The sequence below is a fragment of the Bacteroides sp. AF39-11AC genome (genome assembly GCF_003474285.1).
Taxonomy (GTDB): Bacteria; Bacteroidota; Bacteroidia; order Bacteroidales; family Bacteroidaceae; genus Bacteroides.
The window spans coordinates 541,750-558,468 of the sequence record NZ_QROH01000003.1 but is presented as its reverse complement, the minus strand read 5'-3'; the positions used below and the strand labels follow the sequence as shown (position 1 = coordinate 558,468).

Annotated in this window: 29 protein-coding genes; 26 read left to right on the top strand and 3 right to left on the bottom strand. The window is 36.6% G+C overall.

What is annotated here, in order from left to right:
• Positions 1–9: 9 nt before the first annotated feature.
• Both DW036_RS08010 and DW036_RS08005 read left to right on the top strand, forming a co-directional pair.
• Positions 10–591, top strand: a complete 582-nt coding sequence (locus DW036_RS08010) for a Maf-like protein (protein WP_118462807.1) — start codon at positions 10–12, stop codon at positions 589–591.
• A gap of 135 nt (positions 592–726) precedes the next feature.
• On the top strand, positions 727–1,971 hold the full coding sequence (locus tag DW036_RS08005; protein ID WP_118462804.1) for a site-specific integrase: 1,245 nt from the start codon (positions 727–729) through the stop codon (positions 1,969–1,971).
• Between the two features lie 36 nt (positions 1,972–2,007).
• Here DW036_RS08005 and DW036_RS08000 read toward each other — a convergent pair whose 3' ends face one another.
• The 3 genes from DW036_RS08000 to DW036_RS07990 are packed head-to-tail and all read right to left on the bottom strand — an operon-like array spanning position 2,008 to position 4,117.
• Positions 2,008–2,529: a hypothetical protein gene (locus DW036_RS08000; protein WP_118462801.1), complete on the bottom strand. Its 522-nt coding sequence runs from the start codon at positions 2,527–2,529 to the stop codon at positions 2,008–2,010.
• Positions 2,530–2,544: 15 nt separating this feature from the next.
• Positions 2,545–3,447 (bottom strand): HNH endonuclease, encoded by a 903-nt coding sequence (locus tag DW036_RS07995; protein WP_233560346.1) that lies wholly within the window; start codon positions 3,445–3,447, stop codon positions 2,545–2,547.
• A complete protein-coding gene (locus DW036_RS07990; protein WP_118462798.1) occupies positions 3,419–4,117 on the bottom strand; it encodes a S24 family peptidase in 699 nt (232 codons plus the stop codon). The genes DW036_RS07995 and DW036_RS07990 overlap by 29 nt, the downstream gene beginning before the upstream one ends.
• 159 nt (positions 4,118–4,276) lie before the next feature.
• On the opposite strand from DW036_RS07990, the gene DW036_RS07985 reads away from it, so the two are divergent.
• The 24 genes from DW036_RS07985 (at position 4,277) to DW036_RS07890 (ending at position 16,713) form a co-directional block, all read left to right on the top strand.
• A complete protein-coding gene (locus tag DW036_RS07985) occupies positions 4,277–4,558 on the top strand; it encodes a hypothetical protein (RefSeq protein ID WP_118462795.1) in 282 nt (93 codons plus the stop codon).
• 345 nt (positions 4,559–4,903) lie between these two features.
• Positions 4,904–5,464 carry an NUMOD4 domain-containing protein gene (locus tag DW036_RS07980; protein WP_158585951.1) on the top strand — a complete coding sequence of 187 codons (561 nt, stop codon included), beginning with the start codon at positions 4,904–4,906 and terminating at the stop codon, positions 5,462–5,464.
• A 208-nt stretch (positions 5,465–5,672) separates the two neighbouring features.
• Positions 5,673–5,831, top strand: coding sequence for a hypothetical protein (locus DW036_RS25500; RefSeq protein ID WP_158585950.1), 159 nt, complete (start codon positions 5,673–5,675; stop codon positions 5,829–5,831).
• Between the two features lie 39 nt (positions 5,832–5,870).
• Entirely contained in the window at positions 5,871–6,083 is a 213-nt protein-coding gene (locus DW036_RS07975; RefSeq protein WP_118462790.1) for a hypothetical protein, read from the top strand.
• A complete protein-coding gene (locus DW036_RS07970) occupies positions 6,083–6,469 on the top strand; it encodes a helix-turn-helix transcriptional regulator (protein ID WP_118462787.1) in 387 nt (128 codons plus the stop codon). The genes DW036_RS07975 and DW036_RS07970 overlap by 1 nt, the downstream gene beginning before the upstream one ends.
• Positions 6,470–6,737: 268 nt before the next feature.
• Positions 6,738–7,088, top strand: coding sequence for a hypothetical protein (locus DW036_RS07965; protein ID WP_233560345.1), 351 nt, complete (start codon positions 6,738–6,740; stop codon positions 7,086–7,088).
• A gap of 19 nt (positions 7,089–7,107) precedes the next feature.
• On the top strand, positions 7,108–7,569 hold the full coding sequence (locus DW036_RS07960) for a hypothetical protein (protein WP_118462784.1): 462 nt from the start codon (positions 7,108–7,110) through the stop codon (positions 7,567–7,569).
• Positions 7,566–8,711, top strand: coding sequence for a PD-(D/E)XK nuclease-like domain-containing protein (locus DW036_RS07955; protein WP_118462781.1), 1,146 nt, complete (start codon positions 7,566–7,568; stop codon positions 8,709–8,711). The genes DW036_RS07960 and DW036_RS07955 overlap by 4 nt, the downstream gene beginning before the upstream one ends.
• A 151-nt stretch (positions 8,712–8,862) precedes the next feature.
• Entirely contained in the window at positions 8,863–9,687 is an 825-nt protein-coding gene (locus DW036_RS07950) for a hypothetical protein (RefSeq protein WP_118462778.1), read from the top strand.
• Positions 9,626–9,889 (top strand): HNH endonuclease, encoded by a 264-nt coding sequence (locus tag DW036_RS07945; RefSeq protein WP_118462776.1) that lies wholly within the window; start codon positions 9,626–9,628, stop codon positions 9,887–9,889. The genes DW036_RS07950 and DW036_RS07945 overlap by 62 nt, the downstream gene beginning before the upstream one ends.
• Positions 9,890–9,946: 57 nt before the next feature.
• Entirely contained in the window at positions 9,947–10,240 is a 294-nt protein-coding gene (locus DW036_RS07940; RefSeq protein WP_118462773.1) for an HNH endonuclease, read from the top strand.
• Entirely contained in the window at positions 10,237–11,229 is a 993-nt protein-coding gene (locus DW036_RS25740; RefSeq protein ID WP_187374567.1) for a hypothetical protein, read from the top strand. The genes DW036_RS07940 and DW036_RS25740 overlap by 4 nt, the downstream gene beginning before the upstream one ends.
• Entirely contained in the window at positions 11,168–11,725 is a 558-nt protein-coding gene (locus DW036_RS07930; protein ID WP_147401442.1) for a DUF6633 family protein, read from the top strand. Before DW036_RS25740 ends, DW036_RS07930 begins: the two co-directional genes overlap by 62 nt.
• A 16-nt stretch (positions 11,726–11,741) precedes the next feature.
• Positions 11,742–11,888, top strand: coding sequence for a hypothetical protein (locus DW036_RS25495; RefSeq protein WP_158585949.1), 147 nt, complete (start codon positions 11,742–11,744; stop codon positions 11,886–11,888).
• Between the two features lie 114 nt (positions 11,889–12,002).
• Positions 12,003–12,332, top strand: a complete 330-nt coding sequence (locus DW036_RS07925; protein ID WP_118462766.1) for a hypothetical protein — start codon at positions 12,003–12,005, stop codon at positions 12,330–12,332.
• A 10-nt stretch (positions 12,333–12,342) separates the two neighbouring features.
• Entirely contained in the window at positions 12,343–12,633 is a 291-nt protein-coding gene (locus DW036_RS07920; RefSeq protein ID WP_118462763.1) for a hypothetical protein, read from the top strand.
• Positions 12,634–12,650: 17 nt separating this feature from the next.
• Positions 12,651–12,932 (top strand): hypothetical protein, encoded by a 282-nt coding sequence (locus DW036_RS07915; protein ID WP_118463211.1) that lies wholly within the window; start codon positions 12,651–12,653, stop codon positions 12,930–12,932.
• A 17-nt stretch (positions 12,933–12,949) separates the two neighbouring features.
• Complete coding sequence (locus DW036_RS07910) at positions 12,950–13,786, top strand: DNA adenine methylase (protein ID WP_118462760.1); 837 nt, start codon at positions 12,950–12,952, stop codon at positions 13,784–13,786.
• A 29-nt stretch (positions 13,787–13,815) separates the two neighbouring features.
• A complete protein-coding gene (locus DW036_RS26175; RefSeq protein WP_255421310.1) occupies positions 13,816–13,950 on the top strand; it encodes a hypothetical protein in 135 nt (44 codons plus the stop codon).
• Positions 13,950–14,327, top strand: a complete 378-nt coding sequence (locus DW036_RS07905) for a hypothetical protein (protein WP_118462757.1) — start codon at positions 13,950–13,952, stop codon at positions 14,325–14,327. The genes DW036_RS26175 and DW036_RS07905 overlap by 1 nt, the downstream gene beginning before the upstream one ends.
• A gap of 32 nt (positions 14,328–14,359) precedes the next feature.
• Complete coding sequence (locus tag DW036_RS07900) at positions 14,360–15,625, top strand: DNA cytosine methyltransferase (RefSeq protein ID WP_118462754.1); 1,266 nt, start codon at positions 14,360–14,362, stop codon at positions 15,623–15,625.
• A gap of 25 nt (positions 15,626–15,650) precedes the next feature.
• A complete protein-coding gene (locus DW036_RS25490) occupies positions 15,651–15,797 on the top strand; it encodes a hypothetical protein (RefSeq protein WP_158585948.1) in 147 nt (48 codons plus the stop codon).
• Between the two features lie 6 nt (positions 15,798–15,803).
• Positions 15,804–16,040 carry a hypothetical protein gene (locus DW036_RS07895; RefSeq protein ID WP_118296123.1) on the top strand — a complete coding sequence of 79 codons (237 nt, stop codon included), beginning with the start codon at positions 15,804–15,806 and terminating at the stop codon, positions 16,038–16,040.
• Positions 16,041–16,050: 10 nt separating this feature from the next.
• Positions 16,051–16,713: a hypothetical protein gene (locus tag DW036_RS07890; protein WP_118462751.1), complete on the top strand. Its 663-nt coding sequence runs from the start codon at positions 16,051–16,053 to the stop codon at positions 16,711–16,713.
• Positions 16,714–16,719 lie beyond the last annotated feature (6 nt).

Here is a 16,719-nt window from a genome sequence, read left to right as displayed (position 1 = left end):
AAAGAGGCAGTGTTGGACAATTTGAAAAAGTATAAGGTGATACTTGCCAGTAATTCTCCGCGAAGGAAGGAATTGCTTGCAGGGTTAGGTGTGGACTATGAAGTGCGGACTTTGCCCGATGTGGATGAGTCTTATCCTGATACTTTGCAGGGTGCGGATATACCTTTGTATATCGCTAAAGAAAAGGCGGATGCTTACGTTGCCATGATGCAGCCCGGTGAATTGATGATTACTGCCGATACAATTGTATGGCTGGATGGCAAGGTGTTGGGCAAACCCCGGGATAGGGAAGATGCTTTGCAGATGTTGCGCACTATGTCCGGACGTACCCATGAAGTTTTCACTGGTGTATGCATAACCACTACCGACTGGCAGCGTAGTTTTACTGCACAAACTGAGGTGCGTTTTGCCACTTTAAGTGAAGAGGAAATAGCCTACTATGTGGATAATTTCCAACCGATGGATAAAGCCGGTGCCTACGGAGTGCAGGAGTGGATCGGTTTTATCGGAGTGGAAAATATCTCGGGTAGTTACTATAATATCATGGGGCTTCCTGTACAAAGAATTTACAACGAACTCAAACGTTTATAGGCTGTTACCTCTAATATCCTGTTATTTATTGTTTTGCGCAAGTATAGCATTTCTAATTTAATTTGCTATATTTGCGCAATTGTTTTACGACTGTTTTACAGAAATAGAACTCACACGATTAATTGTTTTACAATCATGGCAACCGTTAAAATCGTTATCCTCAAACATCAAAAGCGGGAGGATAATACTTGGAATGTGAAGATCAGAATTACACATGATCGGCAATCCGCATACTTGGCTACTTCTCATTATGTAGGAGCTGAACTTATAAATAAGAAAACCTTCGAACTAAAAGAACGAAATAACCCAATTTACGACCGGGTTATGCTGGACATTCTGAAAATAAGGAGCGAACTTTCAAAACTGGGACATTCCATAGAATTGTATTCCGCCAAAGGATTATGCGAATTAATGAAAGAAAAGCTGTCAGGTAAAACGGATGGAATAAATTTCTTTGATTATGGATATGCCTATGCCGATAAAGTATTGAAAGAAGGTAGGAGGATTGGGGAAAATTACCGAATAGCAGTACATAAGTTTGAAGAATTTGTTGGAAATAGAAATTTATGCTTTTCTGATATTACATCTTCTCTATTGATGAAATACGAGGAGTATCTTAAAGGATTACCCTCAAAATGTGGTATAGGTAATATTTCCGATTCAGGGGTAAGATTATATATGTCAAAAATTCAAGCTCTTTTTAATAGGGCTAAATTTGATTTTAATGATGAGGATTTAGGTATCATTAGGATCGGGAATAACCCTTTTGCCAAATATAAAATTCCCAAATCCCCTTTAACTAAAAAACGTTCTCTTTCGGCAGATCAAATAAAAGCGATTAGATATTACGATGTGCCTGAAAACATGATCGGGACAATGATAGCGAGGGACGTTTTTGTTATGTCGTTTCTCATGCTTGGAATTAACTCCGTAGACATGTTCTATTTAAAGCCTCCTGTTAACGGTCGGTTAGAGTATGAACGTCGAAAAACCAGAACCAGGCGAAGCGATAAAGCCTTTATATCTATCAAGGTAGAGCCTGAATTGGAGGCTTATTTGGATCGGTATAAAGACTCATTGAATGACCGTGCTTTTAATTTCTTCATAAGATACGCAGATCATAAACAATTCGTCCATAGGATAAATGTAAATCTGAAAAAAATCGGTGAAGCTTTGGGTATTCCGGATTTAACTTTTTATGCAGCCCGCCATTCTTGGGCTACTATAGCCAGAAATGATTGCGCGATTTCTATAGACGATGTTTCTATGGCACTCAATCATAAATCCAAGCATGATGTAACTGATACCTATATTAAAAAGGACTGGAGCCTTATCGATAAGGCAAATAGAAAGGTCATAGATTTTGTGTTTGGCAAATAAAATAGCCCGTCTAAAAAAACGGGCTATTTGTTGGTATTACATGTTCTTTTTAACAAGTTCAACATATCCGGGAAATCCACCCGGATTTTCATATAGATTCTTGCGGTCATTTGTCATCTGAATAATTTCCCAATTAGGTGATATATAAATAAGATATTCTTCTAAAATAACAGCACCTAATTTATTCTTTCCTCTAAACTTGTACTTATATAAATATGCAGCATCTTCATTAACTTTATCACCCATTAAATTTTGAATAGAATCTATTCCAATAAGAATAAGACTATCTTTTTCTATTGAATTGAAGGAATTTATAGGTGAGTCTTTTTTTATTTTAATTATTTCTTTGAAATATTTCTTTCTATAGTTGATATTATCAATGTACTTTATTGTGTCTAATACTTCTAGAGAAACAAACTCATAACTAGACCAATCGTTCATTTCAGTCTTTAGCTTTTCTTCAACTACTTCTCTTACTTTTTTCTCGTTTTGATTACTCGATTCTCCACATGAACAAAGTGCAGTGATGGCACAAATTAATAAAATAATCTTTTTCATAAGCTAGTTTTTTAATTATCCGATTTTATTTGATTTTTCAAGATTACATTTTTGGCAAAGTAATTGTAAATTTTCAACGCTTGTATCTCCACCTTTGGAGAAAGGAATAATATGATCTAAGTGTAGATTTTCATTCGACCCACAATAAACGCATTTTCCTCCGTCTCTATTCCAAACAGCATCTACAACATCTTTTGGTATTGGAGGACGTTTGTTCGCTTCTGGAAAAAGCTCGCCCTCATCTATAAGCTCTTGGAGAGCTCTTTTCTCTAATTCTCTCTTCTTTTTCTTTTCTAACAATTTGGTTTTTATTTCATTTAATTTTATCGCTTCTTCTCTTTCCCTTTCCTTTCTGAATTCTTCTCTCATTTTATCCTGTCCTCGTTTTATTGCTTCCGGGCTGTAATCAATTTCTAAAATATCAGTGTTGTCTTGAATCTGTATTTTAGGTGCAAATATATTTGAGGAGTGGGGAGCAATGATTTTAATTACACAGGGAGGTTCGTAGTGTATAACTATCTCACCAAGAAATTGACTGATAATACTTATTCTATTTTCATAAGAGATTTGCCCATAATAATAAAATTCACTTTCTTTACAACTCCAAATAATATATGGGGCATAGTTAATATCTTTTGATCTAAGCGATTTATACCTTAATATTTTTTTATATTGATTAATTTCTATCCAGTCGAACATTATCGGTATCAGATCTTTTTTATTAGATGTAATAGGCAATGATGTATGGCTAGGAGTTTCTACTTTATTAACTTGTTTTGGGGGTATATTAGATATACGTTTTAGCTTTCTATATCTATTATAGTTATAGAAACTTTGCCATATTATAAAAACTAATAAAGCTAATAATATTAACAACGTCATCATTATTTTATCTCCTTCTGGGTCTGACTGATTCAATTACATTAAAAATTTGTTTCACTTCACATAAATCAATAACTCGATCTGGATACATATCATTTAAAGAATGAATCGTGATTGTATGATTCTCTACATTATGATCTATGATACGCTTAATTATTATGCCATCAGTATGCACTATGACAAAATCCCATTTTCGAAGATGTAGCTTAGAATTGACCCACAAGTGTGGTTGTATTTCCCGGCAATAAAGTCTATCACCTTCCAGATAGCTTTCTTCGGTTCCATTATTCATACTGTCGCCTTTGACCTCAAAGGCTATATAATTTCCAAGCCCTTCTCTATCTACTATGAAAGGGATTTTAGGTAGTTGTTCCATGTAAGTTATGTCTGTGTATCCATCTAAATATCCCGCATAAGCATATTGATTGACTAATGGGATATAAACTACGTCTTGTTGGATGGGCGTAGCTTCATAATAAATAGGTTTATGAGATGATGTATTTAACATTTCACCAACATTCCTAGTTATCCAGTCGATATTTAATTCGGGAAATGATTTAGAAATTAATTCTAATTTTTGAGTTCTAATGGAATCTCCTATTTTAGAAACAAAACCATTTCCTAAACCGCATCTATCCTCAAATTGCTTATTGTTAAGCCCTTTGTATTTTATGAATTCCTTAATCCTGTCTTTTATACTATCCATTTCTAATTAATAAAGGTTAAATTAGAAATAATTTCTATTTTATATAGAATATAGTTAGAAATAATTTCTATATTTGCATCATCAAACAACAGCAAAGATGCGAAGTTTGAGTGAGATAACCAAATAATTGATATACCTAAAAAGAAGTAAATGATAGTTATGAAAGCAAGAGATTACAGATTAGTAGTAGATGGCAAATATAACAGACGTGCCATTATGCAAAGAGCTTGGGCTTACATGAAGAAGAACAAGGCTTTCAAGTGGTATTCTTTTGCTAAGGCTTTGAAAGATGCTTGGGTTGATGCTGGCTTAAAAATGGATGAATACAAGGCGCAGGTAAGCCCGGTTTATACTGACTATCCGAAGCATGCCAACAATTTTAGACAAGCTTTGATTGATTTGAATCCTTCATTGAAATGCTACGATAGTAGCTGGAGATAATTCCTGTTAGGTAGACCTATGTAAGAAGCGAGCAAAACGCTTTCAGGGAACATGTGATAAGCTCTTTGACTTTTTGAAGAAACAAATACGAAACAAGGATTATCCATAGCAGAAATGCGGAGACTGGATAAACGGCTTGAAGTAGTCTTATTATATAAAATACACCGTTTTACGGTGGGCATTATACGGTTGTATGGTGTTTTATGGAAATGTTTAGTCCGAAAAATCGTCTTCATCAGTAAGAAAACGGGGTTAGGCGTCCGTACGCTATTCATTATAAAAGCTCATAGTTATGCGCGATGCAAGTAATCGAATTACTCTATGAGCGCAATAAAATTATTATATATGGAAGAGATTTGGAAAAATATTGATGGTTTTGAAAATGAATATATGGTATCCAACTTAGGTAGAGTTAAATCTATTGATAGGAAGTCCTTTGATTGTTCAAAATATAATTTTTATAAGGGTAATGTATTGAAACCTCAAAGGAACAGAAATGGATATTTATATATATTATTAAGTAAAAATGGGCATAAATATTATAGAACTATCCATAGGTTGGTTGCTAACGCTTTTATAAGAAACCCATTAAACAAAAGAGAAGTAGACCACATAGATACTGATAAGAGTAACAATGTAGTTTCTAATTTAAAATGGGCAACTCGGAAGGAAAATGTAAATAATCAAATAACTAAAATAAAAGCAATTGAAGCTAGGAAAAAGAATAAAACAAAAAATAGAAAATATCGTCCAATAATAAGGTTATCTATTGATTTAAACTCGCGCACAGAATATAATTGTATAGCTGATGCTTGCGATGAAAACAATTATGATTGCAGCACCATTAGAAAGTGTTGCAAAGGTTTGAGAAAAACTGCTTATGGATTTATCTGGAAATACATATAGTATGTAAGCGACCATACCACGCTTATCAACATATCCCGTGGCTTACCTATCCTTAGTGTAAGTAGTAAGGCAATCATCGGAACGCCCACGGGAACTATCCCGCAGAAAAGGTTAGTGCTAATACTGTACTAAAAGCCATGAGAGAAACGAAGTGCGCACCGTTTTCCTTTACCCTTGTACAGGCGGTTAATTTTTAAATCATACGATTATGAAAAAAGGAACATTAGTAAAATATAAAGCTCCCGGTTGGGAAAACAAAATCGGGAAGGTATATAGTGTTAGCGGTGATAAAATAATGGTACAATTTGGCAAACATGATTTTGTCGAATTATACAGTGATGAATTGGTGATAATGACAGTGTTATGATTTCAAATATATTAAGAATAAATTTAAAATAGAACAATCATGGTAAAGAGAATTACAGAAAAATGGACTGAGGCTTTGCTGAATATGAAAGTAGGTGAAGTAGTTGAATTTCCACTTGAAAAGGCTGAATCTATTGTCGGTTCTATTATTCCAAGACTGAGAAAACGAATGTGGAAGAGTAAATCGAATTGGAGTAGGGAAGGGAATTACGATATGGTGAATGGAACGTTTAGAATTAAAAGAGAGGCGTGATGATTGTTTTGTCTCCGGCGGAAATGCTTGTTGCAAATGAGTACTGCAAGGGACTTGCCGACAAAGAGGTAGCAGACAATTTAAATAAATCGGTTTGGACTGTCAAGACCCAGAAAAGAACGATATATCGGAAACTGGGTATCTCCAAAGATACGGAATTGCTTTTATATATGATTTGTGGTAAGCTAAAACGTGATTTCGACTTGAAGGAAATACGTAAACACGGGCTTGAACTCTTGTTCTCTGTTCTTTTTATTATGATGCAGATTACTTGCAATAGTTCCGATTTACGAAGGATGAGAACACCATCGAGAGCTCGAACAGCTATGCGATACATACGAGCAGGGAATAGGAATAATAATGGCTTTAATTTTTTAGCTGCATGATAGAATGAAAAAGACAATACTAAAGGTGATGTTGCTTAATATATTGGCACTGCCGTGTATGTTAACTTTTAACGATGTGAACCCGATAACAGGAGACTGGAATTATACAATGAATCTTGTTGGTATAATATATTCAATATGGTTTTATCACAATGTCTTGAAAAAGGCTTTTAGAATATAAACCTCAGTATACTAAAAAGTAATTTGTCTTGTTTTTTATCGCTTTATCACAAGCATAGCGATATGAGAAGAGGACAAAAGATGAAAATTGAAAGGATTTAAAGAGCAAGGAGTAATTATGGTATCGATGCCGGAAGAGGTTTTATATAAACTAATAGACTATGCAAGAGGAATAGGACAAAGGGAAGAACGGATTAACTCTTTTAAAGAGCCTCAGTTTATTTCTCAAAATAAAGCTCATAAAAAATATGGGAAAGGGGATGTTTCTAAATGGGTAAAAGCTGGCTTGGTAAAGCGATATAAAGACGCTGACGGTAAATTACATTCTAGAGTTAGATATGATATTTTAGAACTTGAATCGGCCGCTTTTAAATGTAATTATATGAAGGAATTATCCCCTCTTGCAAAAGCTGAAATGAAAGAAATTATAAGTAAATAACCCTTTAAAAATTACGATTATGAGTAAAGAATTAACCTTAAAAGAGCAAGAATCTTCATTTGAGATTCAAGCAGCAGATTTGAGTACAAGTGACCTCCCTTCTCTAGAGGATGCTCAGGAGTTACCAGTTGACCTTTGTGGCAATTATTGGACCCCGGAACATGCTGGTGAGTTTAAGAAAATGTTTTTTGTAGAAATCAAGCCTCAAAAGGTTTTAAGTGCTAATGGAACTGGTGATCTGATTGATTTGGATTGTGCTATTTTTCTTGAGAGATCAGAGGATGGAGTAGTACAGACTGTGACTAATGGTTCTCGTAGATTGGTTGGTATTCTTGAACAATATATTGAGAATGGTTCACTTAAAAGTGGTGTTCCTCTTAAAATCACTTATATGGGTAAGAGAAAGAATAAAACCAATAATTTCCAGTCCGATAATTGGTCTATAAAACCTCTACGCATAAACTTACACGTAGTCGGATGATAGATTTTGATTTGAATAATTGTGCAGAAGGGGAGGAACTCAATCCTTCTGCCTATAATCCGGATGATTATCCAACGAAAGAAACGGTTCTGGATTTCATAGCGCTAAACTGCAATAAGAAACCTGTCAATATCGACTTGAAATCTTTGAGTGTGAATGGAGTAGTCAAGCGTGATCCAATGGAAACATATCTTGAAAGCAGACATATTTCTTCTTCAAATCTAAAGAGTGCTCTTAAAACTCCGCGTTCGTTTTATTATGACTGGGAGAGAGTCTTTGAAGAGAAACCGAAGCCCTGTTTTCAATTGGGTACATTTGCTCACATGGCTTTTCTGGAACCTCGTTTGTTTGAATTGGTAAAGGTAGAACCAGCATGCAATCAGGCATCAAAAGATGGTGTGATTCAAATGATTAAGTTCTATGAAGAACTTCTTGCAAATGAGGAAAATTATGCAAGGGATGCTGAAAGTGAATCTCCTTCTGAAAAATGGAATTTCAATGCACTCAAAGAGTACCGGGACGATCTGAAACAAAAGCTTATTGATTTCGGCTATTCTTTCATCAGTGAAGAAATGAATATGATTATAACCGCCTTGAAAAGAAACTATTATTGGTATGGTGGCGGTATTATTCCTAATATTCTAAAAGGTGCATACTCAGAAGTCTCTTTCTATGGAAAGGATGAAGAAACCGGACTTAATGTGAGAGTTCGACCGGATTATTTTAACGTAGAAGAAAATATCGGCGTTAATGCTGTAATTTCCTTCAAAACCACACGGGCCGATGATCTCGGCAAGTTCTATTATGATTGTGCCAAACTCAAATATGAGTTGTCAGAAGGTATGTACCAAGAAGTAATGAGCGGCGTTACTGGACGAAACTTTAATGTAACCATAATGATTATGTTGCAGACAGTCGAACCCTATGATGTGGCTGTTCTTTTTTGGTCTCCTGATGATCTGGCTAATGGTAAGTATAAATATCACTATGCTCTTTCTATCGTCAAAGACTGCTTTGATAAGAAGTGGTTTCCCGGCTATGATGCTAAAGCGGAAGAGGGTGCTCGTGGTATAATTGACATGCAGCTTCCTGATTGGAGTAAGAAACTTCTTCATCCGGTGGCTATAGATGATTTTGAATAATGGAATTATGCAAAACAGATATTCAAACAATAGAGCGCCTACTTATGCAATGCTCTGATAAAATAAAGAAATACGCGCCTAAAGCATCTCCCGATCAGGATTTATGTAGAAGGTGCAAGAAAATGCTTAAGAAATTAAATACTAAGAAACAATGATTGATTTAAAAGACTATGTACCAGAGGAACTTAAATTCAAGCTTCCTACTACAGTAAAATTCCCCGAAGTTATTTTCTCTGATTGCGTTTGTATGGACGACGTTAAAAAGAAGTTATCAGAGCATTTTGTAACCATCCAAGAAAAGGATGTAATCGCTAACCGGGTTATGGATGATTATGAGATTTCAACTATCCGTGCGAACTATGGCGAGATTGCCGAGGAACAGATTCCGGAACTTGAAGCACAGTTCGAAGCTTTAAAAGCCAAGTTTAATGCTGAGAAGAAAGACTTTGAGGCAAAGATTTCTGCCTTACATACCCAGTTCAAAGACCTTGTGAACTTGGCGAAGAAAGGCATTAAGGATTATCCTTTAAAGATGATTGATACCTTCCGTATTCCTGTGATGGGGCATTACCTGTATTATTCATGGGTGAATGATGCGTTTCGTCTGGCGTTGGTTCAGGAAATACCAAAGCATGAATACAATGACCTTTTCAATTCAGGTGAAATGAATCAGGAAGCATTTAAAACACTTGGTTATGAATTACCTGATATAGATGTGAAGGATACCAGAAAGAACCTTCGCAAATTTGGTAAGGATGAGAATATTGTTGAAGTCTGGGAAGAAGACGGTCAGGATGTTTGGTTAGAACACTGGACCGAAGACTTCTTGGATGAAGATAATGGCGAGGTTGTTCCTATCCAACGCCATGAATGGCATAGAGTAGCAATTGAAGAAAGCCCATGGAGGAAAGAAGATGAACAGACTGAATCACAAGAAGGGGCGACCGACGAAGTATCGGCAGAGCCTGAGGAATAATCCTTATTGGGAAGAGGTGAAGCGTAAGGTTAGAATTCGTGATGGGCATAGATGCCAAGTGTGTGGTAAGACATACAATTTGGAAGTCCATCACAAAGTATATGACATTGCAGGATATTCCATAGTTGGGCATGAATTAGAGTTCCTGTATTGTCTTGAGACTTTATGTGAGGATTGCCATCGAATGAAACATGGTAAGTAAATTATCCCGGTGTCCGTTGGTTCGGTATCCGGGAGCTATTATTTAAACACTATTCGTATGAAACAGATTAGCACCAAACAAGCCCAGCGCAACAGAGAAGTTGCAAGAATAAAGAAAGCATTGCCACCTTATTGCGCTATCTGTGGTAAACCAATGTCGGACGCAGCACATTTAGTTCCAAAGTCGGAATATCCTGAACATTATACCAATCCTCTTAATATCGTTGGATTGTGCCGGGAATGTCACAATAAGTATGACGATAATTTAGCTTTCAGGCAGAGGCAGAAGCGGCTTATAGAGCGTGTGAAGTCTTTTGATGAATGTGCAGCAAATAGATATTTTCGTTTATGAATAGCTATCAACTAATATCCAAACTTCGAAAGGTAAGGGGGAGAATCTACCTAACCACTGCCGCACAAGCTCTTTATCATGAACTTGTGGCTATCTGCAATGATATGAAATGGAAGGAAGTATTCTTCATTCGTAGTAATATTCTGTGTGGTAATTTAGATATATCTGATAATACATTGCGTAAATCTAGAGATAGTTTATCTGATGCTGGACTTCTTTTTTATAGGACTTGCAAGGATAAACGTATAGGCTGTTACTATTCTTTTTCTCAAAAGATAAGCGATGAGGTGTTATCATCCGCAACATCATCCGCAAATTTTGAGGATGAAAGTACGGATGATATTGCGGATGATAATGCGAATGAATCGATATTTCTAGTTAAAACAGATAAAGTCGTAACATCCGCAATATCATCCGCAGAATCACCCGCAAATTTTGAGGATGATAAAAAAACATCATCCGCAACATCATCCGCAAATTTTGAGGATGAAACGCAAATTACACCTATTAAAGATAATATAAACATAAAACAAGAAGAGAGTCTCGCGCGTACGCACGAGAACCCCCCACCCGAAAAGCCCAAGAAGTCCAGAAAAAAAGAGGGAGATGTAAAGCCTTTAGTTTATCCTTTCTCTTCGATAGCTTTCATGTCTGCTTGGGAAACTTTGCGAAATACTCCAAAATGGAAAAACAAGCTTAATTATGCGTTGCAGCTTTCACTTAATAAGCTTTCTAATTTTGAAGAAGAGTTTGCCATCAGGCAAATTGAGAGGGCAATTGAATCCGGATGGACCGGGGTTGTATTTACGGGAACTGAACGTGATTATCAAGAATGGTTAAACATCAAGTATGGAAAAACAGGAATCCAAGGACAAAACAATCGGAATGCTGATAAAGCAGCAAAGGCAAGAATGCTCCTTGACGAATATGCAGCCATCGAGCAGGGAAATTCTGCTATCAACCATCAAGCAGAGATACCCGACCTTTAAGGCCTTTTCATCTGCTTATTCCACTTCACTTCAAACAATTATTCTTTCAGATTTGGAAAAGGCTTATAGTGAGAAATCTCCAACAGTGGCTGATTTAGAACGGATGTACGGATGTGATTCTTCTTCGTTGTGGGTAAAAACTCAACTATTGACTATCGATTTTGCCTCTTCGACGAAAGAAAGTGCTGACTTAGACGCTCTGAATGAATTTTCACGGCTGTTTGTCGGGCAGTATCACTACATCAAGTTGACAGAATTTCTTCTATTTGTTGCCCGTTTCAAGCTAGGGAGGTATGGTAAGTTCTACGGGTATTTCGATACTATAACTGTCGGTGAAGCATTTAGAAAGTTCCTCCGTGAACGTAGCGAGGAAGTGGATGTTATCATTAGGAAGCGTAACTTTCCAGAAACAGAAGGACAGCAAACGGCAGTTGAACGATGTCATATTGCGCCTGATTACATTCAGGTTGAAATAAACCGGTATTTGAAGCAATGAAAGATTATTAACTAAGATGGAAATGATAGAAAAATTATTGGTATGGAAAATATACTCTACAGCAGATGTCTTTGGGGTTATATCTTATGTCTCTGAAAATGGAAGAAAGGCTTTTTCTTCTGCTATGCTATTCAGGGGATTAACAGGAAACTATTTAGAATAACTTAATATAAAATGGAACTAATAGCATTGATTATGATCGGTGGATTCTTATGGTGGATTGCCGATTCTTTGGATGAGATTAAGAAAATGAAAAAAGATGAATAACCAATAAGATATGAAGAAAAGAATAACTATAGTACTATCCATTATGGCATTTATTGCATGTATATGGTTTATCAATTTTTCTAATAAACAGAATATTAGAGTGAAAGTCGGAAAAGTAGATAGGATCCAAAAGACATCGGGAGATAAGGATGGTTTTTGCACAGAAGTATATTATCTACTCTATACCGATAGAGGCACATTCCGTATTAATATTGATGGGTTTATAGCTCATCCTGAATTTGCAGGAACGATGAAAAAAGACTCTATATATGACATTATGGTATGCGGAGTAGAAGTTCCTTTTCTCGGAATGTACAGGAATATAATTGATGTAAAATAACTGAATAGATATGAAAATAAGATTAGCAGAAAAGATTCTTTATGTCACTTCCATATTTGGAAATTGGGATAGTAATTATCAGCCATATTCTGTTCCACAACAGCAGAAAGCGTTGAAAGTCTTGAAAATTCCTATGGATATCAGAGAAACGATGTTAGAATACGGAGTATTTGGCAAAATCCCAGTTGAATACAGAAAGTATAATCCGATGGAGATTGCGCAAATTATGCTTGGTAAAAACATGAACCCCGGCTCTGTAAAAGAGTTCCGCAGGTGTATGAAGCAGATTCTAAACAAATAATTCAAATCAAAGAAGAAATGAATATAAATCAAATGATAAAAAAGGCGGATGATGCCTATATAAACTATAGGCATAGGTGCGAATCTATCGCAAAGGAAGCGCAAAAGTATATTGATTGGGATGATAAAGTAAGTTGTGAGCATCTGCCGGCAGATGGTTTATGCATCCTAGCAACCGTTCCCAGCGATTGTAATACGAGTGGAATGCCCGAATGTGTTTGCCCAGCAGATTCATTCTTTTCTTATGTGAAATCAAAGAAGATGATTTCACCACAAGAATTTAAAGCAATTAGTATTTAACGTAAATAATTTTAGAAATGAGTGGAAATAAAGATAAACTAATAGCCTTTAACTACTTCGGTGGCAAGTTTACTTGGCTTGAATACTTATACAAGTATTTTCCTGATAGATTTACTCACTTAGTGGATCTCTTCGCCGGAAGTATGGTTGTATCTCTCAATTACAACGGTAAAGTGATTAAGACAGCCAACGAGATAAATGCGGATATCACAAATTTCTTTGCAGTGTTACGAGATCACGAACCGGAATTGATTCGATTATTGCTTTTAACCCCATGTTCTGAATTAGAATATAATAATTCATGGGAACCATCTGCAGATAAAATAGAGCAGGCCCGAAGATTTTACGTTCGAGTCCGTCAGTCTTTCTTTGGATTAGGAGCACAACGGAAAAATAAAGGCTGGCACATGGCAAAGAAACATGTTAATGCTCAAGGGGGTGAAACAGTATCTCGTTGGAACAATGCAATAGAGAAGCTACATGAAGTAGCGGAAGTAATCAGATCTAATTTTCAAATTCTTAATTTGGATTATTCTGCCTGTATTGATAAAATAGATTTCCCAGAAGCATTCTTCTATGTTGATCCGCCTTATCCGCTTGAATGTCGGGCATCATCAAACGATTACAAATTTGAGTTTTCAAACGATCAACATTGTGAACTGGCCAAACGATTACACTCTATTGAAGGAAAAGCAATGATAAGTAGTTATGATTGCCCTCTTATGCAAGAACTGTACGGAGACTGGACTATGATAAAGTTTCCATCAAAGAAGAACAATATTCGATCCAACGAAGTACAAGAAGTGATTTGGATAAATTATAAACCGAGATCCATTCAAAGTATTTTTGAGTAGGTTCAAAACCAGAATAAATATGAACTATTATGGGAAAAAATATCAAAGGTCTTGCCAGTTCTACCACCTTTAACCAAAAGACGGTTGAGCAAATGAACGGCATAAATAAAGGCAATAAAGGGAAAGCATCCCCAATTTATATACCATCTAAAAAACGGAAATAATGGAAACAAAAAAACTTTTTACAGTAGATTTTTACGAGAAACCTGAACTGACGTTAGAAGCATTAAATTGGTTAGTTGAGGGAAAACACGTTGCAGCTCAGGATATGTACGAAGGCGGGGAGTTCCTGTATATGGAAGTTTGCGAAAACAAAGAAGTCAAGAATATCCTCTCTTCTGTCATATCAGACTTGGAATCATATAAGGCTTACAATAATGAATACTTTGTCTCTTTCGAAACGACTCAAATAGGTTTATGCGCTTTAGTAGATGAATACAACCATTTCTTCCGTGATTTTGAAGGAAACAAAGAAATTAGATGGAATAATGATGCTAAAGCGTTCGTCTTTGCCGAAAATATGCCATCAAAATTTGATTAAAAATAATAAAGAAAGGAATCAAATGAAATGAAATGAAATTAGTTCATGGCAGTTTATTTAGCGGTTTTGATGCCCCAAGTGTAGCAGCTTCCTGGATGGGTTGGGAAAATGCCTTTCACTGTGAGATAAACGATTTTTGCAACGAGATATTGAAATATTGGTTTCCTAATTCAGAACATTATGAAGACATTACCAAAACAGACTTTAGTCAATGGAGAGGACGGATTGACATCCTTACAGGAGGGTTTCCTTGCCAGCCTTTCTCCGTCGCAGGTCAAAGAAAGGGAGCGGATGATAACCGTTACCTCTGGCCACACATGTTCCGTGCTATACGGGAAATCCGACCCACTTGGGTTATTGGTGAAAACGTTGCTGGAATCCTCACGATGGTTCAGCCCGGCGAGGAGACTGAAATGGGAAGCCAGACCTCTCTTTTCGGAGAAGATAACCGAAAAAGAATATTGCTACAACAGGAATACGTTGTCGAAACCATCTGTAAAGACCTTGAGCGAGAAGGATATTCCGTCCAGCCGATGCTTATTCCGGCTTGTGCCGTCGGAGCACCCCACAGAAGAGACAGGGTATGGTTTGTCGCACGACTTACTACCGACACCGCGTGCCATGGAAGTGGTGGAACATCCCATGAAAGCTGCCGAGAGAACAAAAGACAGAACTGGGACGAAACTGAACAATCTTTCGTCCGGAGCGAAATTCGGGTTGCTACCAACACCAATGGCAAGCGATGCTACGACGGGTGCGATAATTGGAGAGAACGACACCTTTATAACGACCAAAAACGGGACTCAGAGGAAGATAAACCAGAACGGGACGAACGGAAGTATAGGGCTTGCAAGAATGGTTCAACTACTTCCAACTCCCAATGCCCGGGAAGCAGACAAATACATGAAGAAGTACAATCCGAAGAGCCAGATGGGGACTGCGTTGACTGCAATGGCAATGAACAACTTACTCCCCACTCCACGAGCCAACAAAGTGAACGGATGCGATTTAGACAATCCGAATATAGCATTCAGGAACAAGGGAAACTTGGAGGAATCGGTAGCGAAAGCCATTATAACATCTGGGGAGGAGAGTACTCCGAAGAGAAATGGCGCAACTTCCCAACTCAATCCCCTGTTTGTCGAGGAAATGATGGGCTTCCCTTTGATGTGGGCGACCTTACCATTCCTTTCACAAAGTGGAGACAGGAATCAGTCAAGGGATATGGAAACGCCATAGTTCCGCAGGTGATTTTTGAGATATTTAAAGCAATAGAAGAAGTAGAACAATTAGGGTAAAACAAATTTAAAAAGGAGGCAAATTATGACAGTACAAGAATTGATTGATAAATTAAACGGCATTGAGGATAAAGACGTTGATGTTTTCCTTGATTCAGGAGATATAAATCTATGGAATGCCAACGAAGTCTATATTGATGATGATAAGACAATAGTAATCATTGCTAATTGAATAAATATGAGCGAATTAACTAAAATGATAAAAGTTCCTCTTTGGGAGCTAAAAGAAATAGCTGATACACTTCGGATGGTAGCAAATGCGCTTGATTCTCCTAAAAGAGAATCATGTTTAGATCGAAATGTAATGCGTTCATGGAATCATGTAGTTGATATGATAAAAGGAAAGATACCCTCTGCACCTGAAAGCATTGACTACTATATGAAAGTGGGCCAGGTTCCTAATATAAACGAATAACGAATTAAAAATGAATGCAATAAATGATTTTCTATTAAACCTTTTTACAGGCAATGACGAGCTCCGCCCTAACATGATGTTCCCGAATTTAAGGGATGGCATAGTGAGCGCTTCCGATGGTTATGTATTAATCTGTATTCCTGAAAATGAATTGACATTGAAGTACAACACCAACGAACAATATCCTAACAGTGCTAAACTCTTTTCTGATTTTGAGACAGAGCCTCTTAGCAGCATAAAAGTGAATGTTGAAACTTTAGCTAAGGAACTAACCAAATGTAGGTTAGAGGTTGATAAGCTTCTGTTAAAATGCAAAGAATGTAATGGGTCTGGAAATGTAGAATGGGAATATAAAGATAATAACCTAGAAACTCATTATGCGCAACATGATTGTCCCCTGTGTGATGGAGCCGGAACTGATGAAAAGAATCATCCTTTTGCAAGAATCCGTCTGTTATCCTTTGAGAAAGACGTAGATACAATCTTTCAGATCAAAATTGGAGACTTATATTTTCATCCATTTCAGATTTACAGGTTATTTATGGTAGCCATACTCAAAGGTTATAAGGAGATAGAAATATTCTATAAAAAACACGAGTATGGGAAAAATGTATCTTACTTCGGCAATATAAAGGTATTGGTGATGGCTATGCTTAACGAACAAGACTATTAACGTAAA

Bases quoted from the DNA above. Each gene is read 5' to 3' on its own strand.
- DW036_RS25740 (WP_187374567.1), top strand. From the start codon at position 10,237: ATGAATAGCTATCAACTAATATCCAAACTTCGAAAGGTAAGGGGGAGA.
- DW036_RS07990 (WP_118462798.1), bottom strand. From the start codon at position 4,117: ATGGATAGTATAAAAGACAGGATTAAGGAATTCATAAAATACAAAGGG.
- DW036_RS07925 (WP_118462766.1), top strand. From the start codon at position 12,003: ATGAAGAAAAGAATAACTATAGTACTATCCATTATGGCATTTATTGCA.
- DW036_RS07920 (WP_118462763.1), top strand. From the start codon at position 12,343: ATGAAAATAAGATTAGCAGAAAAGATTCTTTATGTCACTTCCATATTT.
- DW036_RS07985 (WP_118462795.1), top strand. From the start codon at position 4,277: ATGAAAGCAAGAGATTACAGATTAGTAGTAGATGGCAAATATAACAGA.
- DW036_RS07945 (WP_118462776.1), top strand. From the start codon at position 9,626: ATGAACAGACTGAATCACAAGAAGGGGCGACCGACGAAGTATCGGCAG.
- DW036_RS07980 (WP_158585951.1), top strand. From the start codon at position 4,904: ATGGAAGAGATTTGGAAAAATATTGATGGTTTTGAAAATGAATATATG.
- DW036_RS07890 (WP_118462751.1), top strand. From the start codon at position 16,051: ATGAATGCAATAAATGATTTTCTATTAAACCTTTTTACAGGCAATGAC.
- DW036_RS26175 (WP_255421310.1), top strand. From the start codon at position 13,816: ATGGGAAAAAATATCAAAGGTCTTGCCAGTTCTACCACCTTTAACCAA.
- DW036_RS07970 (WP_118462787.1), top strand. From the start codon at position 6,083: ATGATTGTTTTGTCTCCGGCGGAAATGCTTGTTGCAAATGAGTACTGC.
- DW036_RS07930 (WP_147401442.1), top strand. From the start codon at position 11,168: ATGCAGCCATCGAGCAGGGAAATTCTGCTATCAACCATCAAGCAGAGA.
- DW036_RS25490 (WP_158585948.1), top strand. From the start codon at position 15,651: ATGACAGTACAAGAATTGATTGATAAATTAAACGGCATTGAGGATAAA.
- DW036_RS07905 (WP_118462757.1), top strand. From the start codon at position 13,950: ATGGAAACAAAAAAACTTTTTACAGTAGATTTTTACGAGAAACCTGAA.
- DW036_RS07900 (WP_118462754.1), top strand. From the start codon at position 14,360: ATGAAATTAGTTCATGGCAGTTTATTTAGCGGTTTTGATGCCCCAAGT.
- DW036_RS07910 (WP_118462760.1), top strand. From the start codon at position 12,950: ATGAGTGGAAATAAAGATAAACTAATAGCCTTTAACTACTTCGGTGGC.
- DW036_RS07960 (WP_118462784.1), top strand. From the start codon at position 7,108: ATGAGTAAAGAATTAACCTTAAAAGAGCAAGAATCTTCATTTGAGATT.
- DW036_RS07940 (WP_118462773.1), top strand. From the start codon at position 9,947: ATGAAACAGATTAGCACCAAACAAGCCCAGCGCAACAGAGAAGTTGCA.
- DW036_RS25500 (WP_158585950.1), top strand. From the start codon at position 5,673: ATGAAAAAAGGAACATTAGTAAAATATAAAGCTCCCGGTTGGGAAAAC.
- DW036_RS08000 (WP_118462801.1), bottom strand. From the start codon at position 2,529: ATGAAAAAGATTATTTTATTAATTTGTGCCATCACTGCACTTTGTTCA.
- DW036_RS07895 (WP_118296123.1), top strand. From the start codon at position 15,804: ATGAGCGAATTAACTAAAATGATAAAAGTTCCTCTTTGGGAGCTAAAA.
- DW036_RS08005 (WP_118462804.1), top strand. From the start codon at position 727: ATGGCAACCGTTAAAATCGTTATCCTCAAACATCAAAAGCGGGAGGAT.
- DW036_RS07955 (WP_118462781.1), top strand. From the start codon at position 7,566: ATGATAGATTTTGATTTGAATAATTGTGCAGAAGGGGAGGAACTCAAT.
- DW036_RS25495 (WP_158585949.1), top strand. From the start codon at position 11,742: ATGGAAATGATAGAAAAATTATTGGTATGGAAAATATACTCTACAGCA.
- DW036_RS07950 (WP_118462778.1), top strand. From the start codon at position 8,863: ATGATTGATTTAAAAGACTATGTACCAGAGGAACTTAAATTCAAGCTT.
- DW036_RS07915 (WP_118463211.1), top strand. From the start codon at position 12,651: ATGAATATAAATCAAATGATAAAAAAGGCGGATGATGCCTATATAAAC.
- DW036_RS07975 (WP_118462790.1), top strand. From the start codon at position 5,871: ATGGTAAAGAGAATTACAGAAAAATGGACTGAGGCTTTGCTGAATATG.